Source organism: Pandoraea oxalativorans, assembly GCF_000972785.3.
Taxonomy (GTDB): domain Bacteria; phylum Pseudomonadota; class Gammaproteobacteria; order Burkholderiales; family Burkholderiaceae; genus Pandoraea; species Pandoraea oxalativorans.
Genome location: NZ_CP011253.3, coordinates 2,927,918 through 2,949,061, shown reverse-complemented (window position 1 = coordinate 2,949,061; position 21,144 = coordinate 2,927,918). Strand labels below are relative to the sequence as shown.

The following is a 21,144-nucleotide window of genomic DNA, read 5'->3' as shown; positions in this document are numbered from 1 at the left end:
TGCGTTGGACGATCAGGCGGCGTCGGCGACCGACGTCCCTTGTGCTGCCTTCGCACCGAATGTCGTGTCGATGGCGGCGACCGCATCCACCAACTGCTGCGCGAGCGCCGGTGACGCACTCGTCATTGGTGCGCGCAGCACGTCTTCCAGCAAGCCTTCGCGCGCGAGCCACGCCTTCACCGGGCCGGGGTTCGCTTCGGCAAACAACAACTTCACGACCGGCGTGAGTGCATGAAAAAGCACGCGCGCGACGTCGAGTTGCTGTGCGCGTACCGCACGATAGAGCGCCGCGAAATGGGCTGGACGGCAGTGCGACGATGCAATGATCGCGCCATGGCCGCCCATTGTCAGCGTCGACAGCAGTTGATGGTCTTCGCCCGCGAGGACGGACAGACGCCCATCGGCGATCAGCGCCTGTGTCGTGTGCGCGTTGCCGCCGCAATCCTTGATACCGCGAATATTGGCGTGAGCGGCCAGCGTGAGCAGTGTCTCTAACGTCAGCGTGGACCCTGTGCGATACGGAATGTCGTAGAGCACGAGTGGCGCTGCCGAGCGGTCGGCGAGCGCGTGGAACCAGTCGACGAGCCCCGCCTGCGATGGACGGATGTAATACGGCGCGGGCGTCAGCACACCGGCGAGCGGCAGTGCGTTAAGGGCGTCCATGCGCGCGAGCGTATGCCCGAGACGATTCCCCGCGAGACCTGCGATGACCGGCAACCCATTGCTCTCTGCCAACACGGTCTCGAGCACGGCAATTTGTTCGTCGTCTTCCAAGGCGGCCGCTTCACCGGTCGTGCCACAGATCACGAATCCGGCAATCTCCGAATGACGATAGTGCGCCACGAGCCGCCGCAGTGCGGTGTGATCGACCGGCGTGTGTGCGCCTTCGCGCTTGAAGGGCGTGATGAGCGGCAGCCAGATCCCGCGAAAGCTGGACGACGCGTGAAGCGAGGTCGGCTGGGCGGCGGCGATGGGCAATTGCGTGTCTTGCATGGTGTCTCCCTGGTACGAATGCGATGAACGTGTGGTGACCTTGTACGGAATCCGTTCAGCAGGGCGACGCAAGATTTGACGCGTGGCGTTCGGGGCAGATTGGCCGGTGATGCGGGGCGGTGCGGTATTGCAGGCGCGCACTGGGCGCTGGGCGGGACTGCCGGTCCACGTGGCTATTCCGTCGCTCAACTGACGGAACAGCACGCTCCGGTCAGTTGAGCGACTGTTTTTTGCTTTTGACGAACGCACCCCGTTGTCCCGAAAGGACAACGCGCAGCGTCTGCGAGCGGAGGAGGGCGGAATTCGTCATGCGGAGACTCTATACGCAATGCGCGGGTAACGTCAAGCCTGTCACGCACGTCGACGCGAAACATCACGGCGATGCCCGCACGTTCTCAGACAGGACGAACTTGCCACAAATGGAAAAAAAGCCTCGGCGGTCGTCCACCCGGCCAGGCCTCGCAAACGTCCTATATGCGTCCACCGCATGGCATGCGACTTGCACAACGATTTGTCCGGTGCCGGATCGGTTGAACGGGAGCCGTCGCTTCCGGGCCGCCGGTGCTGCTCATCTGGAGAATCATCATGCAACGACGATACGCACCGCGCGATAACGAGCGGCAATTGCAAGGTGGCGGACAGCGCAGCCAATACCGCCGCGATTTCGACGAGGATGCCATGCAGCGCGACTTCTCCGCGTACGACCAGGAAGACGAGTACGGGACGCAGTCTTCGCGCGAGCGTGGCGAACGGGGAGAACGAGGGGAGTGGCAAGCCGACTGGAGCGAAGCAGGCCGTGCGCGCGTCGACGATCCGCGCAATGAGCGGAACCAACGCTACGGCAACAGCGGCAATAGCGGCTATCCGCGCTATGGCGACACTCGCGACACCTACGGCCGTTCGCAAGGCGGGCAAAACCGCGATGCCTACGGGGCACGCAGTGGTTCGGGCGGCGAGCGCGGCTATGGACGCAGCTACGGTCGGGACTACGGTCGAGATTACGAGGACGCTTTCATGGGCGAATACGGCGGCGACTACGGTGGCGACTTCAGCACCCACTATGGCCGTGACTATGGTCGGGATTACGGGCGCGACTATGACCGCGATTACGGCAGCCGTGTGTCGCAGGGCGGCGGACGTCGTCAGAGCTACGGCGGGCCGTCGATGCAGCGCGGGCCGCAAGGCTGGGAATCGCAGGCGCAGCAGCGGGGCTACGGCAACTACGGAAGCCAAGGCGGTCAGGGTGGTCAGGGCGGTCAGGGCGGCGCGTCGATGGCCATGCGTGATCGTCAAGGTCCGAAGGGCTACAGCCGCTCGGACGAACGCATTCGTGAGGACGTCTGCGAACGCCTTTGCATGGCGCACGAGCTGGAGGTCCATGACGTCAGCGTGCAGGTAAAGGATGGTCGCGTCGATTTGCAGGGTAGCGTGCCGGAGCGTTGGATGAAGCACGCCATCGAAGACTGCGCAGAGCAGTGCTTCGGTGTGCAGGACGTCGAAAACCGCATTCGTACGCAGTCGTCGCACGCCGACCAGCCACAGGGTGGCACCGGCTCGGGCACCTCGGCGTCCCAACGGACGTCGGGGCAGACAGGTACGGTCGGCACGCCCGGCGCGCACACAACGTCGAGCGCAGCAGGCTCGACCGGCTCATCGTCGGGGACGTCCGGCACGGGCAGCGACGCAGGCAAGCGCCACTAAGAAGGATCGCGGCCGCCGCGCAGTATGCGCACACGGGGAGCGGCCGCCACTTCATCGCGACTTGCGGACGTCGCCGCGATCAGTGCCCGGTGGATGTCGTCAGCCGGTTGTAGAGCGTTTTCAGGCTGACACCCAGCGAGCGTGCGGTGCGTGGCTTGTCGTTCTCGTGATGGGCCAGCGACGCCGCGATGAAGTGATGTTGTGCGTCGGCCAGCGTAATGACGCGCGGCAATTCCAGCGTGCCGTCATGGACGACGGGATCGGCGGGTGTCACCGTATCGGTTGTCACATGCAGCACGTCGTCGGAAAGAATGAACGCGCGCTCGATCACGTGATGCAGTTCGCGCACGTTACCCGGCCAGACGTGCGCGCCGAGCGCACGCATCGATGGAGCCGACAGACGTTTCGATGTTCGCGCCCTCGCATTGAGTGCGTCGACATGGGCGTGCGCGAGCGTTGCGATGTCCCCGTCGCGATGGCGCAGCGCGGGCACGTGCAACACGAACGCGGCGAGCCGGTAAAGCAGGTCTTCGCGCAACGCGCCGCTGCGCAGCGCCTCGGTAACGTTGTGACGCGTCGCCGCAATCACGCGAACGTTCACAGGCACCGGCTGACTTCCGCCGACGCGGCACAGCGTGCCGGATTCGAGCGCGCGCAGGAGCTTCACCTGCATAGCGGGCGACATATCGCCGATTTCGTCGAGGAATAACGTGCCGCCATGCGCCGCTTCGAAGTATCCGCGATGCTGATCGACAGCCCCCGTGAAGCTGCCGCGCTCATGCCCGAACCACTGCGATTCGGCAAGTTCCGCAGGCATCGCCCCGCAGGGGACGGCAACGAACGGCGCGCGACGACGATCGCTCGCGGCGTGCAATGCGCGTGCGGCAAGCTCCTTGCCGCTGCCACTCTCGCCGAGTATCAGGACACTGACAGACGTTCGCGCCACCCGCTCGATCTGCGCGCGCAACGTACGAATCGCTGTCGAGTTGCCGAGCAGCGAAGTGTCGGGTATGTCAGGAGTGCCGGACTGACGTTTCATGCCGCTGTGACGCGAAGTGCGCCATGAATATCCCGTTCGATCCGAAATTCGACATTGAAATTTTGTAGCCGATGCGCGTATGGCATAGGAAGTTTCGATGACGTCGCGCCGAACGGCGTCGCAGATTACGTAGTCGAACAGAGCATCTGCGGTACCCCGGAGGAGTTCATGTCAGTCTTTTCTGACGCGTCACGCCATGCTGCCGAGCGGTCGCCCATTTTGTTGGTCGGCGCGGATACGGCGACGCGCGATGCGTTGTCCGCCCTGTGTCATGCCGTCTGCCCGCCGACGTTTCCGCCGCCCGCGTGGGCCGGTACGTTGGCCGAGGCCGATGCGCGTCTTTCGCTTGCGCCGCCTTCGCTCGTGATGACCGATGTCGACATGCCGGACGGCTCCGGCTTCGACGTGCTCGACGGCTGGGCGAATCGCCGCGATCTCGACGTGGTGATGTGCACGGCGCGTCCTGGCTGGGAGAGCGCCGTGCAGGCGCTGCGTCGGGGCGCGAGCGACTATCTCGTGCTGCCGGGGGACCGGCAGCGCGCGGGCGAGTGGATCGCGAAGGCGTCGGAGAATGTCGTTGCAAACGAGGCATTCCTTGGCGCTGCGGCGGCTTCGGACGTCGGTGCGTCGACCACCGAAGCATTCGCCGCATTGCTCGGCAAGTCCGCCGCGATGCAGCGTGTCTTCGATGCGCTCTCACGCGTTGCACCTACCGATGCCGCCGTGCTGCTCACCGGGGAATCCGGCACCGGTAAGGAGCTGGCGGCGCGCGCAGTGCACGATCTCAGCGAGCGCCGGGAGGGGCCCTTCCTTGCCGTGAACTGCGGTGCAATCGCACCGAACCTCGTCGAGAGTGAGGTGTTCGGTCACGACCGTGGCAGCTTCACGGGGGCCGAGCGCCGACATCGCGGCTTCTTCGAACGCGCGCACGGCGGCACGCTGTTTCTGGACGAAGTCGCCGAGATGCCGCTCGCGTCGCAAGTCAATCTGTTGCGCGTACTGGAGACTGGCAGGCTCATGCGCCTGGGGGGCACGGAGGAAATTGCGGTGGACGTACGCATCGTCGCCGCCACGAATGTGTCGCCCGAAGCTGCCATGCGCGCGGGCAAGCTGCGCCCGGACCTCTACCATCGGTTGAACGTCTTTCCCGTCACCATGCCGCCGTTGCGCGAGCGTGAAGACGACGTGACGTTGCTCGCGCAAACGATGCTCGATGAGGCCAATGCGCGCGATGGCCGCGCAATGCGATTCGCGCCCCATGTACTGACAGCGTTGCGACGGCACGACTGGCCGGGCAATGTGCGTGAGTTGCGCAACTTCGTTCAACGCGTTCGCATTCTGAGTGCGACGTCCGTGATCGATGCTCTGCCGCCGCCGATCTTCGACGAACTCGCCCGTTTTCCGGTGCGCGACGACCGCACGACCATCGCGCTCGACGCGCCGCTGGCCGACCTCGACCGTCAGGTCATTCTCGGCGCGCTTTCGCAATGCGGCGGTGTCAAGGCACAGGCGGCGAGACAGCTCGGCATCAGTCTGAAAACGCTGTACGCGCGGCTCGCGCAAATGCAGGCATAGACATCTCACAACCATGCCGGGAGGGCATATGTATTCACGAATTACGAAAGTGCATAGCGCTTGGGTGCTGAGCGCTGCGCTCATGGCGAGCCCGTTCGCCATTGCGCAGGAACTGCCGAAGGGCGAACCGGGGCAGGGTGGTGGCACCGATCAGGCGTCGCCCACTGCTGGGGTCGAGGTGACCCAAGCGGCGCCGAAGCCCACGCGCGCGGCACAACCCGGCGCGGGCATCGACGTCGAATTCGTCGACAAGGCCCAAAAGGCAGGCAAGGCCGAAGTGCAGGCGAGTCAGGTGGCGGTGCAACGCTCCAACAATCCCGCCGTCAAGCGCTTCGCCCAGCAAATGGTGACGGATCACAGCAAGGCGAACGAAGCGTTGCGGCAGTTGGGCGCGAAAAAGGGCGTGAGTGTTCCGAACGACGCCGCCGTCGATCCGGATATCGAAGCGCTCAAGAACAAGAAGGGGCGCGAGTTCGATGTGGCCTACATGGCGCTCGCCGGTCCGGAAGCTCATGAGAAGGCCGTCACCCTCTTCCAGACCGAGTCGGAGAAGGGGCAGGATCCCGATCTGAAGGCCTTCGCCACGAAGACGCTGCCGACGCTTCGTCATCACCTGAGCGAAGCCCGGGAGGTGTCCGCCAAGGTCGAAATGGGGAAGTAAGTGCCCGGCGCGACCTCTAGCGACAGATCGGCATCGGCAGCCCCCGCGACACTGCTGCGCGAAGGGCGGAACTGCTGGCGAATCGCCCCGGCGGCGCGCATGCGCATGCTGGTGGATGGCGAGCAGTACTTCAGCGCGCTGCGTGAAGCGCTGCTGGCCGCGCGTCACACCGTGTTCATTCTCGGTTGGGACATCGACAGCCGGATGCAACTCGCGTCTAATGGGCCGGACGACGGATTTCCGCCTGGGCTACGTGACTTCCTCGACGCGCTTGTGCGCCGCCGCAAGACACTGCGCATCTACTGTCTCAGTTGGGATTTCGCGATGCTCTACGCGCTGGAGCGCGAGTGGCTGCCGTCGGTCAAGCTCGACTGGAAGACGCATCGTCGGCTGAGCTTCCGGCTTGACGGCCGCCATCCGACGGCGGCGTCGCATCACCAGAAGGTCGTCGTGATCGACCAGCGGGTGGCGTTCGTGGGCGGCCTCGATCTCACGCGCAATCGCTGGGATACCCCGGCACATGCTCCCGACGACCCCGGTCGCAAGGATCCGTCAGGGCACGCCTATCCGCCGTTTCATGACGTGCAGGCAATGGTGGACGGTCAGGCGGCGTACGCGCTCGCGGAACTCGCCGAAGATCGATGGCATCGCGCGACGGGCGTGCACGTGGACCTTCGCATGCGCACCCAGCGCGACGCCCCTTACGCACCGCTCGATCCGTGGCCGGTATCGGTCGCCCCCGACCTGACGGACGTCGACGTCGCCATATCGCGCACGGCACCGGCGTTCGAGGGCAGGCCAGCGGTGCAGGAGATCCAGTCGCTCTACCTCGATGCCATTGCGAGCGCACGTCGCCGTCTCTATCTCGAGAACCAGTACTTCACGGCCAAGTGCATCGGCGACGCGCTGATCGAGCGTCTTGCGTCGCCCGACTGTCCGGATGTCGCCGTCGTCTCACGCCGCGCAGAAACGGGCTGGTTGCAGGAACAAAGCATGGGCGTGCTGCGTGCCCGGCTCCACCGGCGCTTGCGCGAGGCGGATCCGCAGGGGCGCTTTCGTCTTTACTGTCCTGAGGTGCCGGGCATCGCACCGGCGTGTGTGAACGTCCACAGCAAAGTGATGGTGGTCGACGACGCGTTGCTCGTGATCGGGTCGGCCAACCTCAACAACCGGTCGATGGCGCTCGACACCGAGTGCAATCTGTGCGTCGCTGCCAATGGCGACGCACGGATCGCTGCGGGCATTGCGCGCGCACGTAACCGTCTGCTCGCCGAGCATCTCGGCGTGTCGGAAGCGGCAATGGCCTCGGCGTTGTCGCGAGACAAAGGGCTGCACGAGGCTATCGATGTGTTGCATCGCGACGGTGAGCGAACGCTGTCCGCCTTTACGCCCGCGCTGAAGGACGCCGACGACGCAGCGTCGCCCGGTGCGGTCGTGCTTGACCCGATGGAGCCGATCGATTTCGAGAACGTAATGGGGACGTTTATCGAGACCGAGGCGCGGCCACGACTGGCAGGGCGCATCGTCGCGCTCGTGCTCCTCTTGCTGGGGCTCGCCGGACTTGCATTGGCGTGGCGTTACACGCCGTTGCGCGAGTGGGCCGATCTGCCGCGCGTGTTGCGTGTCGTCGAGCGCATTCGCCTCCTGCCGCTCGCGCCGCTCGTGATCATGGCGGTGTACCTGCTGGGCACGCTGGTCATGGTGCCGGTGACGGTGCTCATTATCGTCACGGTGGTTGTGTTCGGGCCTTTCGCGGGCGCGGCGTACGCGCTGGCAGGAACGTCGCTCGGCGCGGTGGCCGGGTATGGCGTCGGCCGAACGCTGGGGCGCGACGCGGTGCAGCGCTTCGGTGGTGAGCGGCTGAACGCATTGAGCCGCCAGATCGGCAATCACGGACTGCTGGCGATGGTCGTGATGCGTCTGATGCCCATTGCGCCGTTCACGCTCGTGAATCTTGTCGTGGGCGCGTCGCGCATCCGGCTGCGCGATTGTCTGCTGGGTACCGTCATCGGCATGTTGCCGGGCATTCTGATCGCGGCTGCGCTAGTCGACCGGGTTGCGGCGCTGGCACAGCGCCCGAGCGGCTGGACGGCGGCGCTGCTTGTCGCCGTGCTCGTGTTGCCGGGCATGGGCGTGGTGGCGCTACGGCGGCGTATCCGGGGCATCGGCGGTGAGGCGTCGGAAGATGGCCGTTCGTCACGGCGTTCGGGCGACGACGAGTCGGCGCGTCCTGCGTTCCATGAAGTTTCGTCGCCGCGCATTGAAACCATCAGCCGCGAGATGAGCGTGGCGAGCTACAACGTGCACGGATGTGTCGGTACGGACGGCGTTCACTCGCCGGACCGCATCGCGCAGGTGCTCGACGAGATCGACGCGGACATCGTCGCGTTGCAGGAAATCGAAGCCAGCGCAACCGAGGTCGGCACGTTAGCCCGGCTAGCCGCCGCGCGCGACATGCATTTCATTCCGGGACCGACACTCCGGCGCAGCGGTCAGGATTACGGCAACGCCATCATGACGCGCTTCACGCCGGTGGCCGTGCGTCACATCGATCTGAGCGTGGCAGGACGCGAGCCGCGCGCTGCTATCGACGTAACGCTTGCCTGGGAAGACGCACACGGGCGGGAGACGCAATTGCGCGTGATCGCAACGCATCTCGGCTTACGGCCGGGCGAGCGGCGTGAGCAGGTGCAACGCCTGCTGGAATGTCTGGCGAATCAGCCGGGGGCGGCAACGGTGCTCGTGGGGGATGTGAACGAGTGGTGCCTGTGGGGGCGTCCGTTGCGATGGCTGCATCGTTTTTTCGAGCGTGCGCCGCATGTGGCGACCTTCCCGTCACGCTGGCCCATACTCGCCCTTGACCGCATCTGGACGTCGCCCCGCGCGCATCTCGGCACTGTGCGCAGCCATGCGACACCGCTCGCGCGCCGGGCCTCCGATCATCTGCCGTTGGTGTCGGTGTTGCGCATTACTGTGCCGGTGCCGCAGCGCGCCAGTGCGCGCCGCGACCTCGAGACAGCGACGCAAGCCGTGGCCGCTGTGGTGGGCGGCCGCTAGCTGGACCGGCTTCAGCCCGCTGCGGCGCGATCGAGCGTGGCGATATCGATCTTGTGCATGGTCATCATGGCCTCCATCGCACGGCGCGCTTTGGGGACGTCGGGATCGGCCATGAGGTCGAGCAGCCGCTTCGGCGTGATCTGCCACGAGAATCCCCAGCGGTCCTTGCACCATCCGCACGCCGATTCGGCACCACCGTTACCGATGATGGCGTTCCAGTAGCGGTCGGTCTCTTCCTGATCCTTCGTGACGACCATGAAGCTGATCGCCTCGTTCGGCTTGAACTCCGGGCCGCCATTCAGACCGACGAACGGCTGGCCCAGCACGGTGAACTCAACCGTTAGTTCCTGTCCTGCGCCAATGCCAGGAATGGGCGAGACGTGACGCGCCTGAACGTGACTGTCGGGAAAGGTGGCTGCGTAGAATTCGGCGGCCTGACGGGCCTCACCGTTGAACCATACACATGTGACGAGCTTCGTCATGAACGTCTCCTGTCGTGAGTCGCCGACACAAAGAAGCGGGCGAAGGCGAGTCAGGTTACTACACCGGTTCGTTGCGGAAGTCGGGCATCCCACGGCCAGTGTAGAGCGGCGGTGCCGCGCGTGAGTACGCCGCCGCCAGTTGGAAGGCCGTGAGGTCGTCGAGGGTGTTGGACACGATCTGGATGCCTATCGGCACGTTGCCGGGACCGACGGCGGCAGGTGCAGAGACCACCGGATACAGACCCAGCATGTTCCATACCCACGTCATCGCGAACTTCAGGCCGGTGACTGGCCGGCCGCCGATCTTCACCGTGTCGGTTCCGGGTTCCAGCCCGTGTTCCGCGGGCACCAGCGGCGTGCCCAGCGTCGGCATGATGAGCGCGCGATAGCCCTTGAGGAACACGGTTTCCTGCACGCGACGCTGATACTCGTTGAGCAATTCCTCCGTTCCCACCAGCGCCTGCGGCCCGGTCTTGCCCTGCATCCGCTCGAACACGCTGCGGGTGTAAGGCATGAGCTGTTCCGGATGCTGCATCGCCTCAGTCATCATGCCTCCCATGCTAGACGACATCAGGCCGATCAGGTAGGTCTCCATGTCAGCGGCGTCGAACCCGATGTCCACTGTCTCGACGGTTGCGCCGAGACGGCGCAGCGTCGCGATGGCCTGTTCCATCGCCCGGGTGACGGCTGGGTCGAGCGGCGTCAGATGTGTCGCCGGGTCGTAGGCGACTTTCCAGCCGGATACGCTCTCATATCGCGAGGGATAGCGCAGGCGCGGGCGCAGCGAGCTATGAGTCAGCGGATGCGGGCCGACCATTGCGTCCGTAAGCAGATTCATGTCGTCGAACGTACGGGCGAGCGGTCCGTCGGACTCATATGGCACTTCGCTCGTCGGCACACGGCCAAACGGAGGCTTGAAGCCGTACAGGCCGCATTGGGACGCCGGGATACGGATCGAGCCGCCCATGTCGGAACCGAGCGCGAGTGTGGTGAATCCTGCGGCCAGCGCTGCGGCCGACCCACCGGACGAGCCCCCCGGCGTGTAAGCGAGATTCCACGGATTGCGCGTGGTGCCCCACAACTTCGTCGCCGTCGTCATCCACACGTAGAACTCGGGCACGGTGGTCTGAATGTGGAAGATGGCGCCCGCAGCGCGCAGGCGCTCGGCGACCGGGCCGTCGGCCTGTGCTGGCGGTGCATCCTTGAGCAGGGTCGAGCCCATCGTCGTACGCCAGCCATTGACGGCATATTCGTCCTTGACTGCGATGGTCACGCCTTCGAGTGGGCGGGGATCGCCCCGTCGATAACGCGCAGCGGCTTCGCGCGCTGCGGCGCGAGCGTCTTCGAAATGCCGGACGGTGATGCAGTTAACTTTGCCGTCCAAGGCCTCGATGCGGCGGATTTGTGCGTCGAGGACGTCGAGCGGGGAGAGGCGCCCGCGCCGGAATTGTGCGATGAGATCGGTCGCGCTGAAGTAGGCCGGGTCCGTCGCCGCATGGGCACGCAGCGGCGTGCCTGCGAGGAGTGAGGCACCCGCGGTGGCACCCGCGAGGTGACCGGAAATTCGAAGAAAATCACGTCGGTCCACCATGAATCGTTCTCCTGAATGTCCTGCGAAAGCATCGAGCGATTACTATATCGCAGCGCTGAATGGCATCGGTGGTGAATCTTTGCTCGTCGTCGGATATTTAATCCGTATTCCGATATAGTTAAGAGAATAAAAATATCTTAAGTATTTCTGCGGTCATCGCGTCGAAAACATGTGGCGGATCGTGGGCTGGCGGGTGACCTCCGTTGCCCGAAAAGCCCCGTCGCGCGGGCGCTACGGGTCAGTTTTGCCGGTTGCTTATTTGAAAAGTCCAAGTAACAATCACCGAAACCCGGGCAGTTAAAAAAATATCGAGGGAAAGAAGGGCGGGCAATAACGAATAAGAATCGGGATGAGATGACAGCCAAAGTGGTGAAGTATTCCCGCGACGGGGTAATTTATTACGAAATTCGAGGCGCTTTACCGGACGGCACGCGATACGTCGACCGGGTGGGCTTCAGCGACCGGGAGTTGGGATTCCGTCACCTCGTGGCGGCGAGAATCAAACTGCTGCGCACCGAGTACGCGGCGGCATGCAGCAAGGTGCGCTCGGAATGCGCGGCGGACGTCGTCACACCGCGTTGGGTCAAGCAATTGATTTTTTAAGCGACATCGGTCGACCCGGCCAGTCGGTCCTGGCAACGGCCGTCGCAGGAAGGCAATCGCGAGTCTTGCGTTGTCATCGTGATGAAATGTTCACATGTTGAGATCGCCTTGTGCGGGCAGGGCGCTTCATGGCCGTTCGAAATAAATGGAATTCGTAACAAAAGACGTCCTGGCAAGTTGCATGGAGTTGCTGCTGGACGCAGTGTTTCTCGTCAATCGGTCCGGAACTCTCGTGTACGTGAGTCCGGCCTGCGAAGCTATTCTCGGTTATAGCTCGCAAGAGTTGATGGGGCGCTCGATGATCGATTTCGTGGCGAAGGAAGACCGCGACAGGACCATCGAAGAATCGAAGCTGGTTATGGCGGGACGCCAGCGGATCGGCTTCGAAAACCGTTATATCCACAAGGACGGCCATTACGTCCACATCATGTGGTCGGCGCGTTGGTCCGAAGAGCATGGTATGCGCATCGGCGTCGCCCGCGACGTCTCGGCCCGCAAGCGGGCCGAAGCCTTGCAGCGCGCCACCTACTCGATTTCCGAAGCGGCCCACGATGCCGCCGATATCCGCTCGCTGTGCAAGGCCGTTCACGACACGCTGGGCACGCTATTTCCCATCGACGCCATTGTCGTTGCGACCTGCGACGCGGACCTGCGTGTGTGGGACAAGGCATATCAGTACCGCGACAGCACGGACGTGCCGCTGCTTGACTGGACGCAGGCGGAAAAGCTCTCGACGCACGCCACTAATGCGCAGGAGCCCCTCTGGCAACTGATCGAGGCGGTGCCCGATGGCGATCCTGCAACGGGCGTCATGCACGTTCGCACCGAGCCATTGTCACTGGACGATAACCTGGAAGCTGCTCGGCACGCGCTGGCCGTATTGCCCATGCATACGGCGCGCCGCGCGGTCGGTGCGCTCATGATCTACGGGCCCGTGAAGGCGTTACGGGCGGAAGCGGCGCAACGGTTGCTGGCGTTCGTCTGCGATCAGACGGCGCTCGCTATCGAGCGCAAGCAGCTCATCGACGATCTCTACAAGGCGGCGCGGTTCGACGAACTGACCGGACTGCCGAATCGCCGCACGTTCGGCGAGTTCGCCAGCGAAGCGGTGCGCCGCGCGCAGCGCACCAATGGCAAGCTGGCGCTGCTCTTCGCCGATATCGATGGGTTCAAGGACGTGAACGACAGCCTGGGACACTCGAGCGGCGATCTGCTGCTCAAGGAGATCGGACGCCGCATGAAGGCCGGCGTGTCGGACTGCGGATTTGTCGCGCGGCATTCGGGCGACGAGTTCGTCGCCATCGTGCAGGACGCAGAGATCGTCGAGCGCATCGACTTCGCCGTGAACCGGCTGCGCGCGCAGATCGAACAGGCGGTCTCGGTAAACGAGGCGAGCGTGACGGTGCGGGTGAGCGTGGGCGTCGCCGTGTTTCCGGACGACGGCGAGTCGATGAGTGAGTTGATCCGGGTGGCCGATCAGCGCATGTATGCCAACAAGGCCGCGCGCAAGTCGGGGGGCGCCAGTTTTCTCGAACGGTTGATGTGACGAGGCACGCAGCGTCGCTGCGCCGCGCCGCTCCCGTTACCCCAGCGTCTGCGTCGGCCAGACCATTTCGATTTCGACGGCAATCGAGCGCGCGAGTCCGTCGAGATCCGGAAACAGCGACGCGTTCGTAATATTCATCCGGTAGAGCCACTTCATGGCATCGGCGCGCAGCGCGACCGGCAGCACGATCTTGCGCAGCAGCGGTTCGTCGCTCTCGTAGCCGTCCAGAATGCGATGCATCGGCCGGTCGATCACCCCCGGCACGACGAAGGTGCCGGACTGTGCAATCAGGCGGCCATCCATTTCCTCCGGCTCACCGAACCAGACCACCTCGTGGTCGTTGCCGAGGAAGTACTTCTCCATATTCCCTTTGACGCGCGGGTCGATCGTATCGCGCGTGAGCCACGGTGCATGGCGCGGGCGCGCGCGGTCGTCGTACAGCGCGGGCGTGTTCAGCGCAAAGATGGCGGAGTCCGACGTCGCGCGTTCCAGTGCGAAGAACGCCGCCACGAACGGCGACTTGGTGAAATCGAGCATACGGGTGGGCGCGCCGTGGTGCTGCATCAGCCCGAGGCAGCGCAGGTCGTCGTGCAGCAGTTCGGGCCAGGGCACGTGGTTGTGCGCCTTGCGACGGAAGATGCGAATCGCGCGGGCCTCGCGGCTGCGCCACTGCTCCTTGTCCGACACGTAGGCGTGCAGGTAGCGGGACAGCGAGCTTTGCAGATGCCAGCGGGCGTCTTGCTGCCCTCGAAACGCCCAGCCTTCGAAGCGGGAGGACAGTTCCATGAAATCCTTCCAGCTCTCGACGACGGTGGTGTCCATAGTGGGCGAAATCCTTGAGTCGGCGTGCCACGATGCCCGGCGCCGCCATGCGATTTTGTGAGGACGCCACGGCGCGACGAGTGCGGCATGGCGTCGGTCACTATAGTACGGCGTCCGTGACAGCTCAAGCGCGAAGCGTTCGTTCGCTCGGACTTGCGCTCAGCCCGAGGCGGCGATGATGGTCATTGCGCCACGGGCCGCCCACGCCCCCGCATACAAACCCAGACCGAACACCGTGTGCGTTATCAGACTGCGCAGGCGTGCCTGAGCCGGTTTGGGCGTCTTGCTGGCGGCAACGCCGGCCCCGAACGCGGGTTGCATGACGAAGAAGGGCATCACGACGGTGGCCACGCCGAATGCGAGCGCCGGCGGCCACGTCGGCGCATCCAACCACGCGGGCCCCGCGAGCCAGACGAGGGCGGCCGCGAAGCCGACACCGATGGCGTAATGCGCGAACCACCCGAGCGCTTTCTCGCCAGTGACGGGCGTCGCACGGGCGATGCCAGCGTGAGTGAAGCGACCGGCGGGCATGTGCCCAAGCCAGCGCCCGACCATCGCGAAGTCGAGCGACGCGATGCCCAGGACCCGGCGAAGCATCAGGGCCCAGAGGTCCATCACGAGCGTGGCGAATACGCCGATCGCAAGGACCTGCGCGGCGAGCGTGAGTGTTGTCATCGTCAATCTCCTGAATCGATAGCGCATCCGCGCCGTGACGGCGAGTCAGCGATTAGGGCACTATACGAATTCAAGTCAACTTGAAGTCAAGCGGGAGTCTCGACATGACACTGGACATTGGCGACGTCGTCGCACGCGCGGGTGTGCCGCCGTCCACGCTGCGGTTTTACGAAGAGAAGGGGCTGATCGCCGCGACGGGCCGACGTGGGTTGCGACGGCAATACGATGCGTCGGTATTGCAGACGCTGTCGCTCATCGCGTTGGGGCGCACGGCCGGATTCTCGCTTGACGACATCGCCGGGATGTTGTTGCCGCAAGGCAAGGCAAATATCGATCGCGAGCGATTGCAGGCGAAGGCGGAGGATATCGACAAGACGATCCGGCAACTAAGCGCGTTGCGTGACGGCTTGCGCCATGCGGCGCAGTGTCCGGCGACGGAGCATCTGGCATGCCCGCAGTTTCAGCGTCTGATGCGGCTTGCCAGCATGAAGGGGACGAAGGGGACGAAGGGGGCGAAGGCGTCCCCGTTGGAGACGGGCTCGCCCCGGCCAGGCAAGGTCGCGAAGGCAGGCTGAAGCCGTCTGAGGTTACGGACCGTCGGCACCGTTTCCGAACGACGGCATCGAACACACAGCCGCGAGACTCCCCGGCGCAGCCGGACGCGCTTGCAAGGCACGTTGCGTGTCAGGTGTGCCGATGAGCGCCATTAATCCACACGCCAGCGAACCACGCCAATTCAGATAGTCGTGTCCGGTGGCGGTCGACGTGTACGCCACGCGATAGCCCTTCGCGCGCAACACATCGCGCATGTGACGGCCTGACGTGCCGATGCCCGTCGGTCCGCGCCGGTCTTCGAACAGCCCCGATTCGAGGTAGAACTTCACCGGCAGACGCGGGCCTTCGGCGTACTGGCGGATCAACCAACCGGATTCGCGCGCGTCGGCATTGCCTTGTGACGGTGACCACCAATACGACCCCGACTGCGACAGCACGTTGCCGAACCACTGCGGTGCTTCATGGGCTGCCCACGCCGACGCCAGTCCGCCGTAACTCGATCCGGCAACCACCGTATGTTCGGCGGACGCGGACACGCCTTGTGCTTTGGCCCACGGCATCAGTTCATCGGAAAGGAACCGCGCGAATGTCGGATTCGGCGGCAGTTCCTTGCCCCGGGTGCTGCCGTCGATCACGCCGACGATGAGCGCTGCCGTTCGCGGAATCCGTCCCTCGGCGATCAGGTTGTCGAGAATCACCGGCGTGGGTACGGTGTTCACATAGGCGTGCGCGTCGAACACGACGAGCAGACCTCGCGAAGCGTCATCCGAACGATATCCCGCAGGACGATAGACGTAGACGTCCCGCGTATTGCCGAGCACTTTGCTGGCGAAGCGTGCGGCTTGCAGGGTACCCGTCGGCACATCGGCGCGAGGTTCGATCCACGGTTGCGGCGGCGCGTCGGGCAAGACGACCGACGACTTCACGCTGCGCTTGCCGTCGAAGCCTTCCACCGTGAACGGATGGCGGTTGAGCGGGTCGGCCTGCAACGTCTTCAGGACCGCCCGTCGACGCGCCATTGGCGTGCCTTCGATGTCGGGAACGTTCGGCGCGAGCTGGTAGGACAGCCGGGTGCTGTCGGGTACGACATAGCTGCGATACCAGACGTCGCTGTTGCCCAGTTGACGCATGTCGTCGTGATCGCCGGACGGCGCGCCCAGAATGCGCACGTTGTGCGGATGGCCGCGCCAGAGGAAGGTCATCAGCGACACCTTGCCGGGCGGCGGTGCGAGCGGCGAGGCCATCTCGTCCCCGGTGATGGCACCCGGTGCAACGGCTTCGATCATCGGCGTGCCCGTCGCACTGACGTCTTGCCAGAAGGCGTCGGTATTGCCACCAGCGCACAACGCCGCATTCAATGCGAGCAAACGCGGGCTGACGAGTCCGAGCCGGTACTGCGGTGCGTGGGGATCGCTCGCGCAAGCGGCGTCGGAGGGGACGGGGGCTGCCAGTGCGAGGCTCGTCATGCCACCGGACGCAACGAGCGCAACGGCGACCGCCGTCGCCCGAATCTTAGGAAATGTCATGGCGAATCTCAGAAGTCGACGCTGGCGGAGAGCTTGAACGTGCGCGGCGCGTTCTGGATCACGTAACCGTCGTTGAACGTGCCCGACCATGCAATGCGATTGGCCACGTTTTCGACGGCGGCGCGCAACACCACGGCTTTGCCGTAGACACGCGTGGCATAGCGTGCGCCGACGTCATATCGCGTCCATCCGCCGATCTGCTGCGTGTTGGCCGAGTTCACGTATTGCGAACTGGTGGTGATCATGCGGCCCGTGAGCGTCACGCCCGGCACCCACGGCAAGTCCCATTCGGTGCCGAGGTTGGCGGTCCACTTCGGCACGCCGTAAGGCGTATTGCCGTTGTAGAGATTGCCCGCCGTCCTGGTCAGCTCGCCACGCGTGTAGGCCACACCGCCCAGCACACGCCAGCGCGGCGTGAATTCGCCAAAGACGTTCCACTCCACGCCACGGTTGCGTTGTTCGCCGTCGGGGTTGTACGTGTTGGTCGCGACGTCCTTGATCATGCCTGGCTTGGTGATCTGGAAGAACGAGAGCGTGTTCGTGAAGCTGCCCGCGTCCCACTTCACGCCGAACTCGGCTTGCTTGCTGCGATACGGAGCGAAGACCTGTCCGTAGTTGGCGGCGCTCACGTCGGTGACCATGCCGCCTTGCGTCAGGCCTTCGATGTAATTGCCGTACAGCGAAACGTTCGGCCCGAACGGCTTGAGCACGAGACCGAAGGCCGGGGTGATGGCGTTTTCGTCGTAGTTGGACGTGCGCGCGCCGGTCGTCGCCGAGAAGGCGGCCGCGCGAACGCGCTGGCTGCGCAAACCGGCGACCAGCGTCACGCGGTCCTGGAACATCGAGACGGTGTCGGCAAGGGCAAAGCTCGACAGCGTGGATTCGGCGGTTTTCGGGGCCGATCCGGGGTCCTTCGCCAGGGTCGGATTGACCGGGGCGTAGATGTTCGAGTTGTAGTTCGCGCTCGTCGTGAACACGTTGCCGCTGGTCGTGTCGAGCGACGTGGCCGAGAGCGTCAGCTCATGCTTGAGCGGGCCGGTGCGAAAACGCGTGCGAACACCCGCGTCGAGCGAGAGAGTATCGGTCCAGCCGCGCTGGAAGTACGTCGCGCCGGTGTAGCTGCCGTCCGCCTTGATCGGGCCGGTGCGCGTGCCGGTGATGAAGCCGGAGTAGCGATAGCTCAGTGCGCCGATACCGGCGTAGGCCGTGATGGCGTCGGTCACATCGACCTCACCGCGCAGTTGTACGCCGGTGCTCTCCAGATTTCCGTACTCGCCGCGCAGCACGTTGGTGCCGGATGCGGGCGGTGCGACGACATTCGTGGCGAAGGTCGCCATCCACGGACTGCCGCCGGTGTACTTCTCCGAGTCGGTGTAGGCATCAAGACCGATACGGACGCGGTCCGTCTTCAGATCCAGTGCGACGGAGCCGAATTCGCGGCGCTTGTTCTGACCGTCGAGCGTGGTGCGGCCGTCGCGCAGCGCGCCGTTAAAGCGAATGCCGATCTGTTCGTCGTCACCGAAGCGGCGGCCGATGTCGGCCTGCACGCCGAATTGCGAGTCCGACAGATAGTCGGCGCTCACGCGTGTGAGCGGCGCGCTTTCGGCCTTCTTCGTCACCACATTGATCGCGCCGCCGACTGCGCCCGACGGCGACATGCCGTTAAGTAGCGCATTCGGCCCCTTGAGCACTTCGACGCGCTCGATGAACTCGGTCGGCACGTGGCCGTACGGCGACAGGCCGAACATGCCGTTGAGCGAGACTTCGTCGGCCGTCAGCGGAAAGCCGCGGACGCTGAAGTTCTCGTACATGTGGCCGCTCGACGTCGTGAAGCGGACCGACGGGTCATTGTCGAGCACGTCGGCCAGCGTGGTCGATTGCTGATCCTGAATCGTCTTGGCCGTGTAGGACGTGACGTTGAATGGCACATCCATGAAGTCCTTGTTGCCGAGCAGGCCGAGACGTCCGCCGCGCGCGACCTGTCCGCCGTCGTACGCTTCCGGCAGGCCGACGGCCTGTGCAACGACGTGCGTCGTCGGCAGCAACACGCCATCGCCTGCGAGCGCCGCGCCGGTGTCTTGCGAGGCGGCGCGCAGCGTGTAGACGCCCTGACTGCTGCGCATCGCCTGCAACTGATGCGGCGAAAGCAGTTGGTACAGCGCCTGCGTCAATGTGTAATCGCCGTGCAGGCCGGTGCTCTGACGCCCTCGCGTGAGCGACGCATCGACGACCAGCTCGATGCCTGCCGCGTTGGCAAAGCGGTTGAGCACGGCGTCGAGCGTGCCGGGGGAGATCTGCCACGCGCGGTGCGCATCGACGGCGTTTTGCGCGACGGGGGAGGATGTGGACGCGGGTGCAGCGCTGGCACGCTCGGCAACGCTTGCGGCTGCGAGGGCGATCAGCAGGGCGACAGCGGGACGAAGGGCCGCAGAAGAGGGTTTCAAGCGGGGTTTCAAGCGGGGCTTCAAGCGCGGCGTCGGGCGCAGAAATGCGGCGTCGGGAGTCAACACGTTCGTAAACACGGTGGTCAGGTCTGGAGAGCCAGAAGGTTCGGAAAGGGATGCCGGTGCGGTCATGCCGCACCGGCGCATACAGGTATTCCGAACGAGATCGGCAAACCCTCAACCGATTTGCAAAAAAACTGAAAAAAGTTAGCAGGCCGTTGTGAGGCGGGGCGTCAGCCGTGACATGCCATCGCTATCGCGCCTTGACGCTCACCCAGTACCGCGTGCGATAGACCGTCTCGACGGGCAGGCCGACGGCCAGACTCGCCAGCGCCCGGTCGGTGTCGGCGAGCGAGAACACGCCGCTCACCAGCAGGTCGGCGACGGCGGCATCGCAGCGCAGGACGCCGCGCCGATAGTGCGAGAGCGTCTCTACGAGATCGCCGAGGCGAATGCGCTCGACGATGAGTTGCGCGCGCGTCCATGCCGCAGCGTTTTCGTCGAACGGTTTCGACTCGGCCAACGGCGCGATGGCGCTGGACGAGAAGCTCGCCGCCTGCCCGGCGTCGAGCCGTTGCGTGCGCGCGCCGTGTGTGGGACGCACAAGCACGATGCCGTCGAAGACAGCGACCTGCGTGTGGGCACCGTCATCGCGTACGGTAAAGCGCGTGCCGATATCGCGAATCTCGCCTTGCCGGGTGGCGACGATCAGCGGCGCACCGCGGGTGTTGTTGGACGGACCGGTCTCGATGCAGATGCGACCGCGTCGCAACGCGATGCGTCGCTCGCCCGGCGAGAAGCGCACGTCGACCGACGAAGCCGTATCGAGCCACAACTGCGTGCCATCGGCCAACATGACGCGACGCATTTCGCCGACGCCAGTCGAATAGTCCGCCGTCACGGTGTCCCACATCGGCGAGCGACTTAGCGTGTAACCCGCGCCCGCCAACGTGATGACACCACCTAGCACGCGTAGCGCGCGTCGGCGTCCGGCATCGCTCACGCGTGGGGCCGGGCGGGCAGTCAGCGTGTCGAAGGCCACCCGTGGCGGCAGCTTGTCGAGCGCTTCGAACTTCTGTCCGATGATGCCCAGACGTTGCCACGCTCGCTCGTGATCGGGATGTGCGGCGCGCCAGCGCTCGCACGCGGCAATGTCCTCGGCGGTCACGGCTTCGGACCAGAGCCGGGCGAGCCAGAGGCTGGCACGCGCGACGACTTCCGGTGCGAGGGGCGTCACGGGGGCGCTCGGCAAGCTCATGCGTCGCTCCCGAACTGCACGGCATAGCACTCGCGCAACGCCTGCGCGATGTACTTTTCCACTGAAGACACCGAGACCTGCAACTGCGCGGCAATCTCCCGATAACCCAGCCCTTCGAGCTTGCACAGCAGAAATGCGGTGCGCGCTTTGGCAGGCAGACGCGAGAGCAGGGTATCGATTTCGACGAGCGCTTCGAGCACGAGGGCGCGTGTTTCAGGCGACGGGGCCACCGGCTCGGGCAGCGCGGCCAGCGTATCGAGATAAGCCGTCTCGATGTGACGCCGCCGGAACAAATCGATCACCAGACAGTTGGCGATGCGCGCCAGATAACGGCGGGAATCTTCGACGTGCGGCGCACGTCCGGTGCAGAGCACGCGCAGATAGGTGTCGTGCGCAAGATCGGCGGCGTCGAACGCATTGCCGAGCTTCTTACGTAACCAGCCGCGCAGCCAGCCGTGATGATCGCGGTAAAGCGCGCCCACCTCGCGCTGAAAATAACTTTCCATGATTCCCCGTGTTTGCATGACGCGTATTCCACGGGCGATGCCGCTCAAGAAAGGACGCTGTTCCGCAAATGATAATGATTCTTATTAATTCTAAGCGTGAATCATGGGGC

The 21,144-nt window shown here is 64.7% G+C and carries 17 protein-coding genes; 7 read left to right on the top strand and 10 right to left on the bottom strand.

Annotated features, from left to right (window positions below; genetic code table 11):
• Nucleotides 1-12: 12 nt before the first annotated feature.
• The gene (gene dapA / locus MB84_RS13105; RefSeq protein WP_084009769.1) at nt 13-993 is read right to left on the bottom strand and encodes a 4-hydroxy-tetrahydrodipicolinate synthase; all 981 of its coding nucleotides are present in this window, start codon (nt 991-993) and stop codon (nt 13-15) included.
• A gap of 585 nt (nt 994-1,578) precedes the next feature.
• Between dapA and MB84_RS13100 the strand changes: the two genes are divergently transcribed.
• The gene (locus tag MB84_RS13100) at nt 1,579-2,694 is read left to right on the top strand and encodes a BON domain-containing protein (protein ID WP_046292094.1); all 1,116 of its coding nucleotides are present in this window, start codon (nt 1,579-1,581) and stop codon (nt 2,692-2,694) included.
• A 79-nt stretch (nt 2,695-2,773) separates the two neighbouring features.
• Here MB84_RS13100 and MB84_RS13095 read toward each other — a convergent pair whose 3' ends face one another.
• Nucleotides 2,774-3,733, bottom strand: coding sequence for a sigma 54-interacting transcriptional regulator (locus tag MB84_RS13095; RefSeq protein WP_046292093.1), 960 nt, complete (start codon nt 3,731-3,733; stop codon nt 2,774-2,776).
• Between the two features lie 168 nt (nt 3,734-3,901).
• On the opposite strand from MB84_RS13095, the gene MB84_RS13090 reads away from it, so the two are divergent.
• The 3 genes from MB84_RS13090 to MB84_RS13080 all read left to right on the top strand — a co-directional run bounded on the left by MB84_RS13090 (nt 3,902) and on the right by MB84_RS13080 (nt 9,026).
• Nucleotides 3,902-5,308 carry a sigma-54-dependent transcriptional regulator gene (locus MB84_RS13090; RefSeq protein WP_052653296.1) on the top strand — a complete coding sequence of 469 codons (1,407 nt, stop codon included), beginning with the start codon at nt 3,902-3,904 and terminating at the stop codon, nt 5,306-5,308.
• Nucleotides 5,309-5,336: 28 nt separating this feature from the next.
• Nucleotides 5,337-5,969 carry a DUF4142 domain-containing protein gene (locus MB84_RS13085; protein WP_046292092.1) on the top strand — a complete coding sequence of 211 codons (633 nt, stop codon included), beginning with the start codon at nt 5,337-5,339 and terminating at the stop codon, nt 5,967-5,969.
• Nucleotides 5,970-6,068: 99 nt separating this feature from the next.
• Nucleotides 6,069-9,026, top strand: a complete 2,958-nt coding sequence (locus tag MB84_RS13080; protein ID WP_065225785.1) for a VTT domain-containing protein — start codon at nt 6,069-6,071, stop codon at nt 9,024-9,026.
• An 11-nt stretch (nt 9,027-9,037) separates the two neighbouring features.
• On the opposite strand, the gene MB84_RS13075 is transcribed toward MB84_RS13080, so the two are convergent.
• On the bottom strand, nt 9,038-9,508 hold the full coding sequence (locus tag MB84_RS13075; RefSeq protein ID WP_046292091.1) for a VOC family protein: 471 nt from the start codon (nt 9,506-9,508) through the stop codon (nt 9,038-9,040).
• Nucleotides 9,509-9,566: 58 nt separating this feature from the next.
• The gene (locus tag MB84_RS13070; protein ID WP_052653292.1) at nt 9,567-11,099 is read right to left on the bottom strand and encodes an amidase; all 1,533 of its coding nucleotides are present in this window, start codon (nt 11,097-11,099) and stop codon (nt 9,567-9,569) included.
• Between the two features lie 354 nt (nt 11,100-11,453).
• On the opposite strand from MB84_RS13070, the gene MB84_RS13065 reads away from it, so the two are divergent.
• Both MB84_RS13065 and MB84_RS13060 read left to right on the top strand, forming a co-directional pair.
• Entirely contained in the window at nt 11,454-11,702 is a 249-nt protein-coding gene (locus MB84_RS13065) for a hypothetical protein (protein WP_046292090.1), read from the top strand.
• Nucleotides 11,703-11,883: 181 nt separating this feature from the next.
• Entirely contained in the window at nt 11,884-13,248 is a 1,365-nt protein-coding gene (locus MB84_RS13060) for a sensor domain-containing protein (protein WP_052653290.1), read from the top strand.
• A gap of 36 nt (nt 13,249-13,284) precedes the next feature.
• Here the strand turns inward: MB84_RS13060 and MB84_RS13055 are convergent, their stop codons facing one another.
• Together MB84_RS13055 and MB84_RS13050 are read right to left on the bottom strand one after the other, a co-directional pair.
• Entirely contained in the window at nt 13,285-14,070 is a 786-nt protein-coding gene (locus MB84_RS13055) for an FRG domain-containing protein (RefSeq protein ID WP_046292088.1), read from the bottom strand.
• 159 nt (nt 14,071-14,229) lie between these two features.
• Entirely contained in the window at nt 14,230-14,745 is a 516-nt protein-coding gene (locus MB84_RS13050) for a DUF2938 domain-containing protein (RefSeq protein ID WP_046292087.1), read from the bottom strand.
• 104 nt (nt 14,746-14,849) lie between these two features.
• Between MB84_RS13050 and MB84_RS13045 the strand changes: the two genes are divergently transcribed.
• Entirely contained in the window at nt 14,850-15,320 is a 471-nt protein-coding gene (locus MB84_RS13045; protein ID WP_046292086.1) for a helix-turn-helix domain-containing protein, read from the top strand.
• A 12-nt stretch (nt 15,321-15,332) separates the two neighbouring features.
• On the opposite strand, the gene MB84_RS13040 is transcribed toward MB84_RS13045, so the two are convergent.
• The 4 genes from MB84_RS13040 to MB84_RS13025 form a co-directional block, all read right to left on the bottom strand.
• Nucleotides 15,333-16,826 carry an enterochelin esterase domain-containing protein gene (locus MB84_RS13040; RefSeq protein ID WP_052653288.1) on the bottom strand — a complete coding sequence of 498 codons (1,494 nt, stop codon included), beginning with the start codon at nt 16,824-16,826 and terminating at the stop codon, nt 15,333-15,335.
• An 8-nt stretch (nt 16,827-16,834) separates the two neighbouring features.
• Nucleotides 16,835-19,270 (bottom strand): TonB-dependent receptor, encoded by a 2,436-nt coding sequence (locus tag MB84_RS13035; protein ID WP_052653640.1) that lies wholly within the window; start codon nt 19,268-19,270, stop codon nt 16,835-16,837.
• A gap of 253 nt (nt 19,271-19,523) precedes the next feature.
• Nucleotides 19,524-20,528, bottom strand: a complete 1,005-nt coding sequence (locus MB84_RS13030; RefSeq protein WP_046292084.1) for a FecR domain-containing protein — start codon at nt 20,526-20,528, stop codon at nt 19,524-19,526.
• Nucleotides 20,525-21,034 (bottom strand): sigma-70 family RNA polymerase sigma factor, encoded by a 510-nt coding sequence (locus tag MB84_RS13025; protein WP_046292083.1) that lies wholly within the window; start codon nt 21,032-21,034, stop codon nt 20,525-20,527. Before MB84_RS13025 ends, MB84_RS13030 begins: the two co-directional genes overlap by 4 nt.
• Nucleotides 21,035-21,144: the final 110 nt, after the last annotated feature.

Excerpts from the sequence above, each read along its gene's own strand:
- MB84_RS13030 (WP_046292084.1), bottom strand. The coding sequence starts at position 20,528 with ATGAGCTTGCCGAGCGCCCCCGTGACGCCCCTCGCACCGGAAGTCGTC.
- MB84_RS13025 (WP_046292083.1), bottom strand. The coding sequence starts at position 21,034 with ATGGAAAGTTATTTTCAGCGCGAGGTGGGCGCGCTTTACCGCGATCAT.
- MB84_RS13055 (WP_046292088.1), bottom strand. The coding sequence starts at position 14,070 with ATGGACACCACCGTCGTCGAGAGCTGGAAGGATTTCATGGAACTGTCC.
- MB84_RS13075 (WP_046292091.1), bottom strand. The coding sequence starts at position 9,508 with ATGACGAAGCTCGTCACATGTGTATGGTTCAACGGTGAGGCCCGTCAG.
- MB84_RS13040 (WP_052653288.1), bottom strand. The coding sequence starts at position 16,826 with ATGACATTTCCTAAGATTCGGGCGACGGCGGTCGCCGTTGCGCTCGTT.
- MB84_RS13065 (WP_046292090.1), top strand. The coding sequence starts at position 11,454 with ATGACAGCCAAAGTGGTGAAGTATTCCCGCGACGGGGTAATTTATTAC.
- MB84_RS13090 (WP_052653296.1), top strand. The coding sequence starts at position 3,902 with ATGTCAGTCTTTTCTGACGCGTCACGCCATGCTGCCGAGCGGTCGCCC.
- MB84_RS13100 (WP_046292094.1), top strand. The coding sequence starts at position 1,579 with ATGCAACGACGATACGCACCGCGCGATAACGAGCGGCAATTGCAAGGT.
- MB84_RS13070 (WP_052653292.1), bottom strand. The coding sequence starts at position 11,099 with ATGGTGGACCGACGTGATTTTCTTCGAATTTCCGGTCACCTCGCGGGT.
- dapA (WP_084009769.1), bottom strand. The coding sequence starts at position 993 with ATGCAAGACACGCAATTGCCCATCGCCGCCGCCCAGCCGACCTCGCTT.
- MB84_RS13080 (WP_065225785.1), top strand. The coding sequence starts at position 6,069 with ATGCGCATGCTGGTGGATGGCGAGCAGTACTTCAGCGCGCTGCGTGAA.
- MB84_RS13085 (WP_046292092.1), top strand. The coding sequence starts at position 5,337 with ATGTATTCACGAATTACGAAAGTGCATAGCGCTTGGGTGCTGAGCGCT.
- MB84_RS13095 (WP_046292093.1), bottom strand. The coding sequence starts at position 3,733 with ATGAAACGTCAGTCCGGCACTCCTGACATACCCGACACTTCGCTGCTC.
- MB84_RS13045 (WP_046292086.1), top strand. The coding sequence starts at position 14,850 with ATGACACTGGACATTGGCGACGTCGTCGCACGCGCGGGTGTGCCGCCG.
- MB84_RS13050 (WP_046292087.1), bottom strand. The coding sequence starts at position 14,745 with ATGACAACACTCACGCTCGCCGCGCAGGTCCTTGCGATCGGCGTATTC.
- MB84_RS13060 (WP_052653290.1), top strand. The coding sequence starts at position 11,884 with ATGGAGTTGCTGCTGGACGCAGTGTTTCTCGTCAATCGGTCCGGAACT.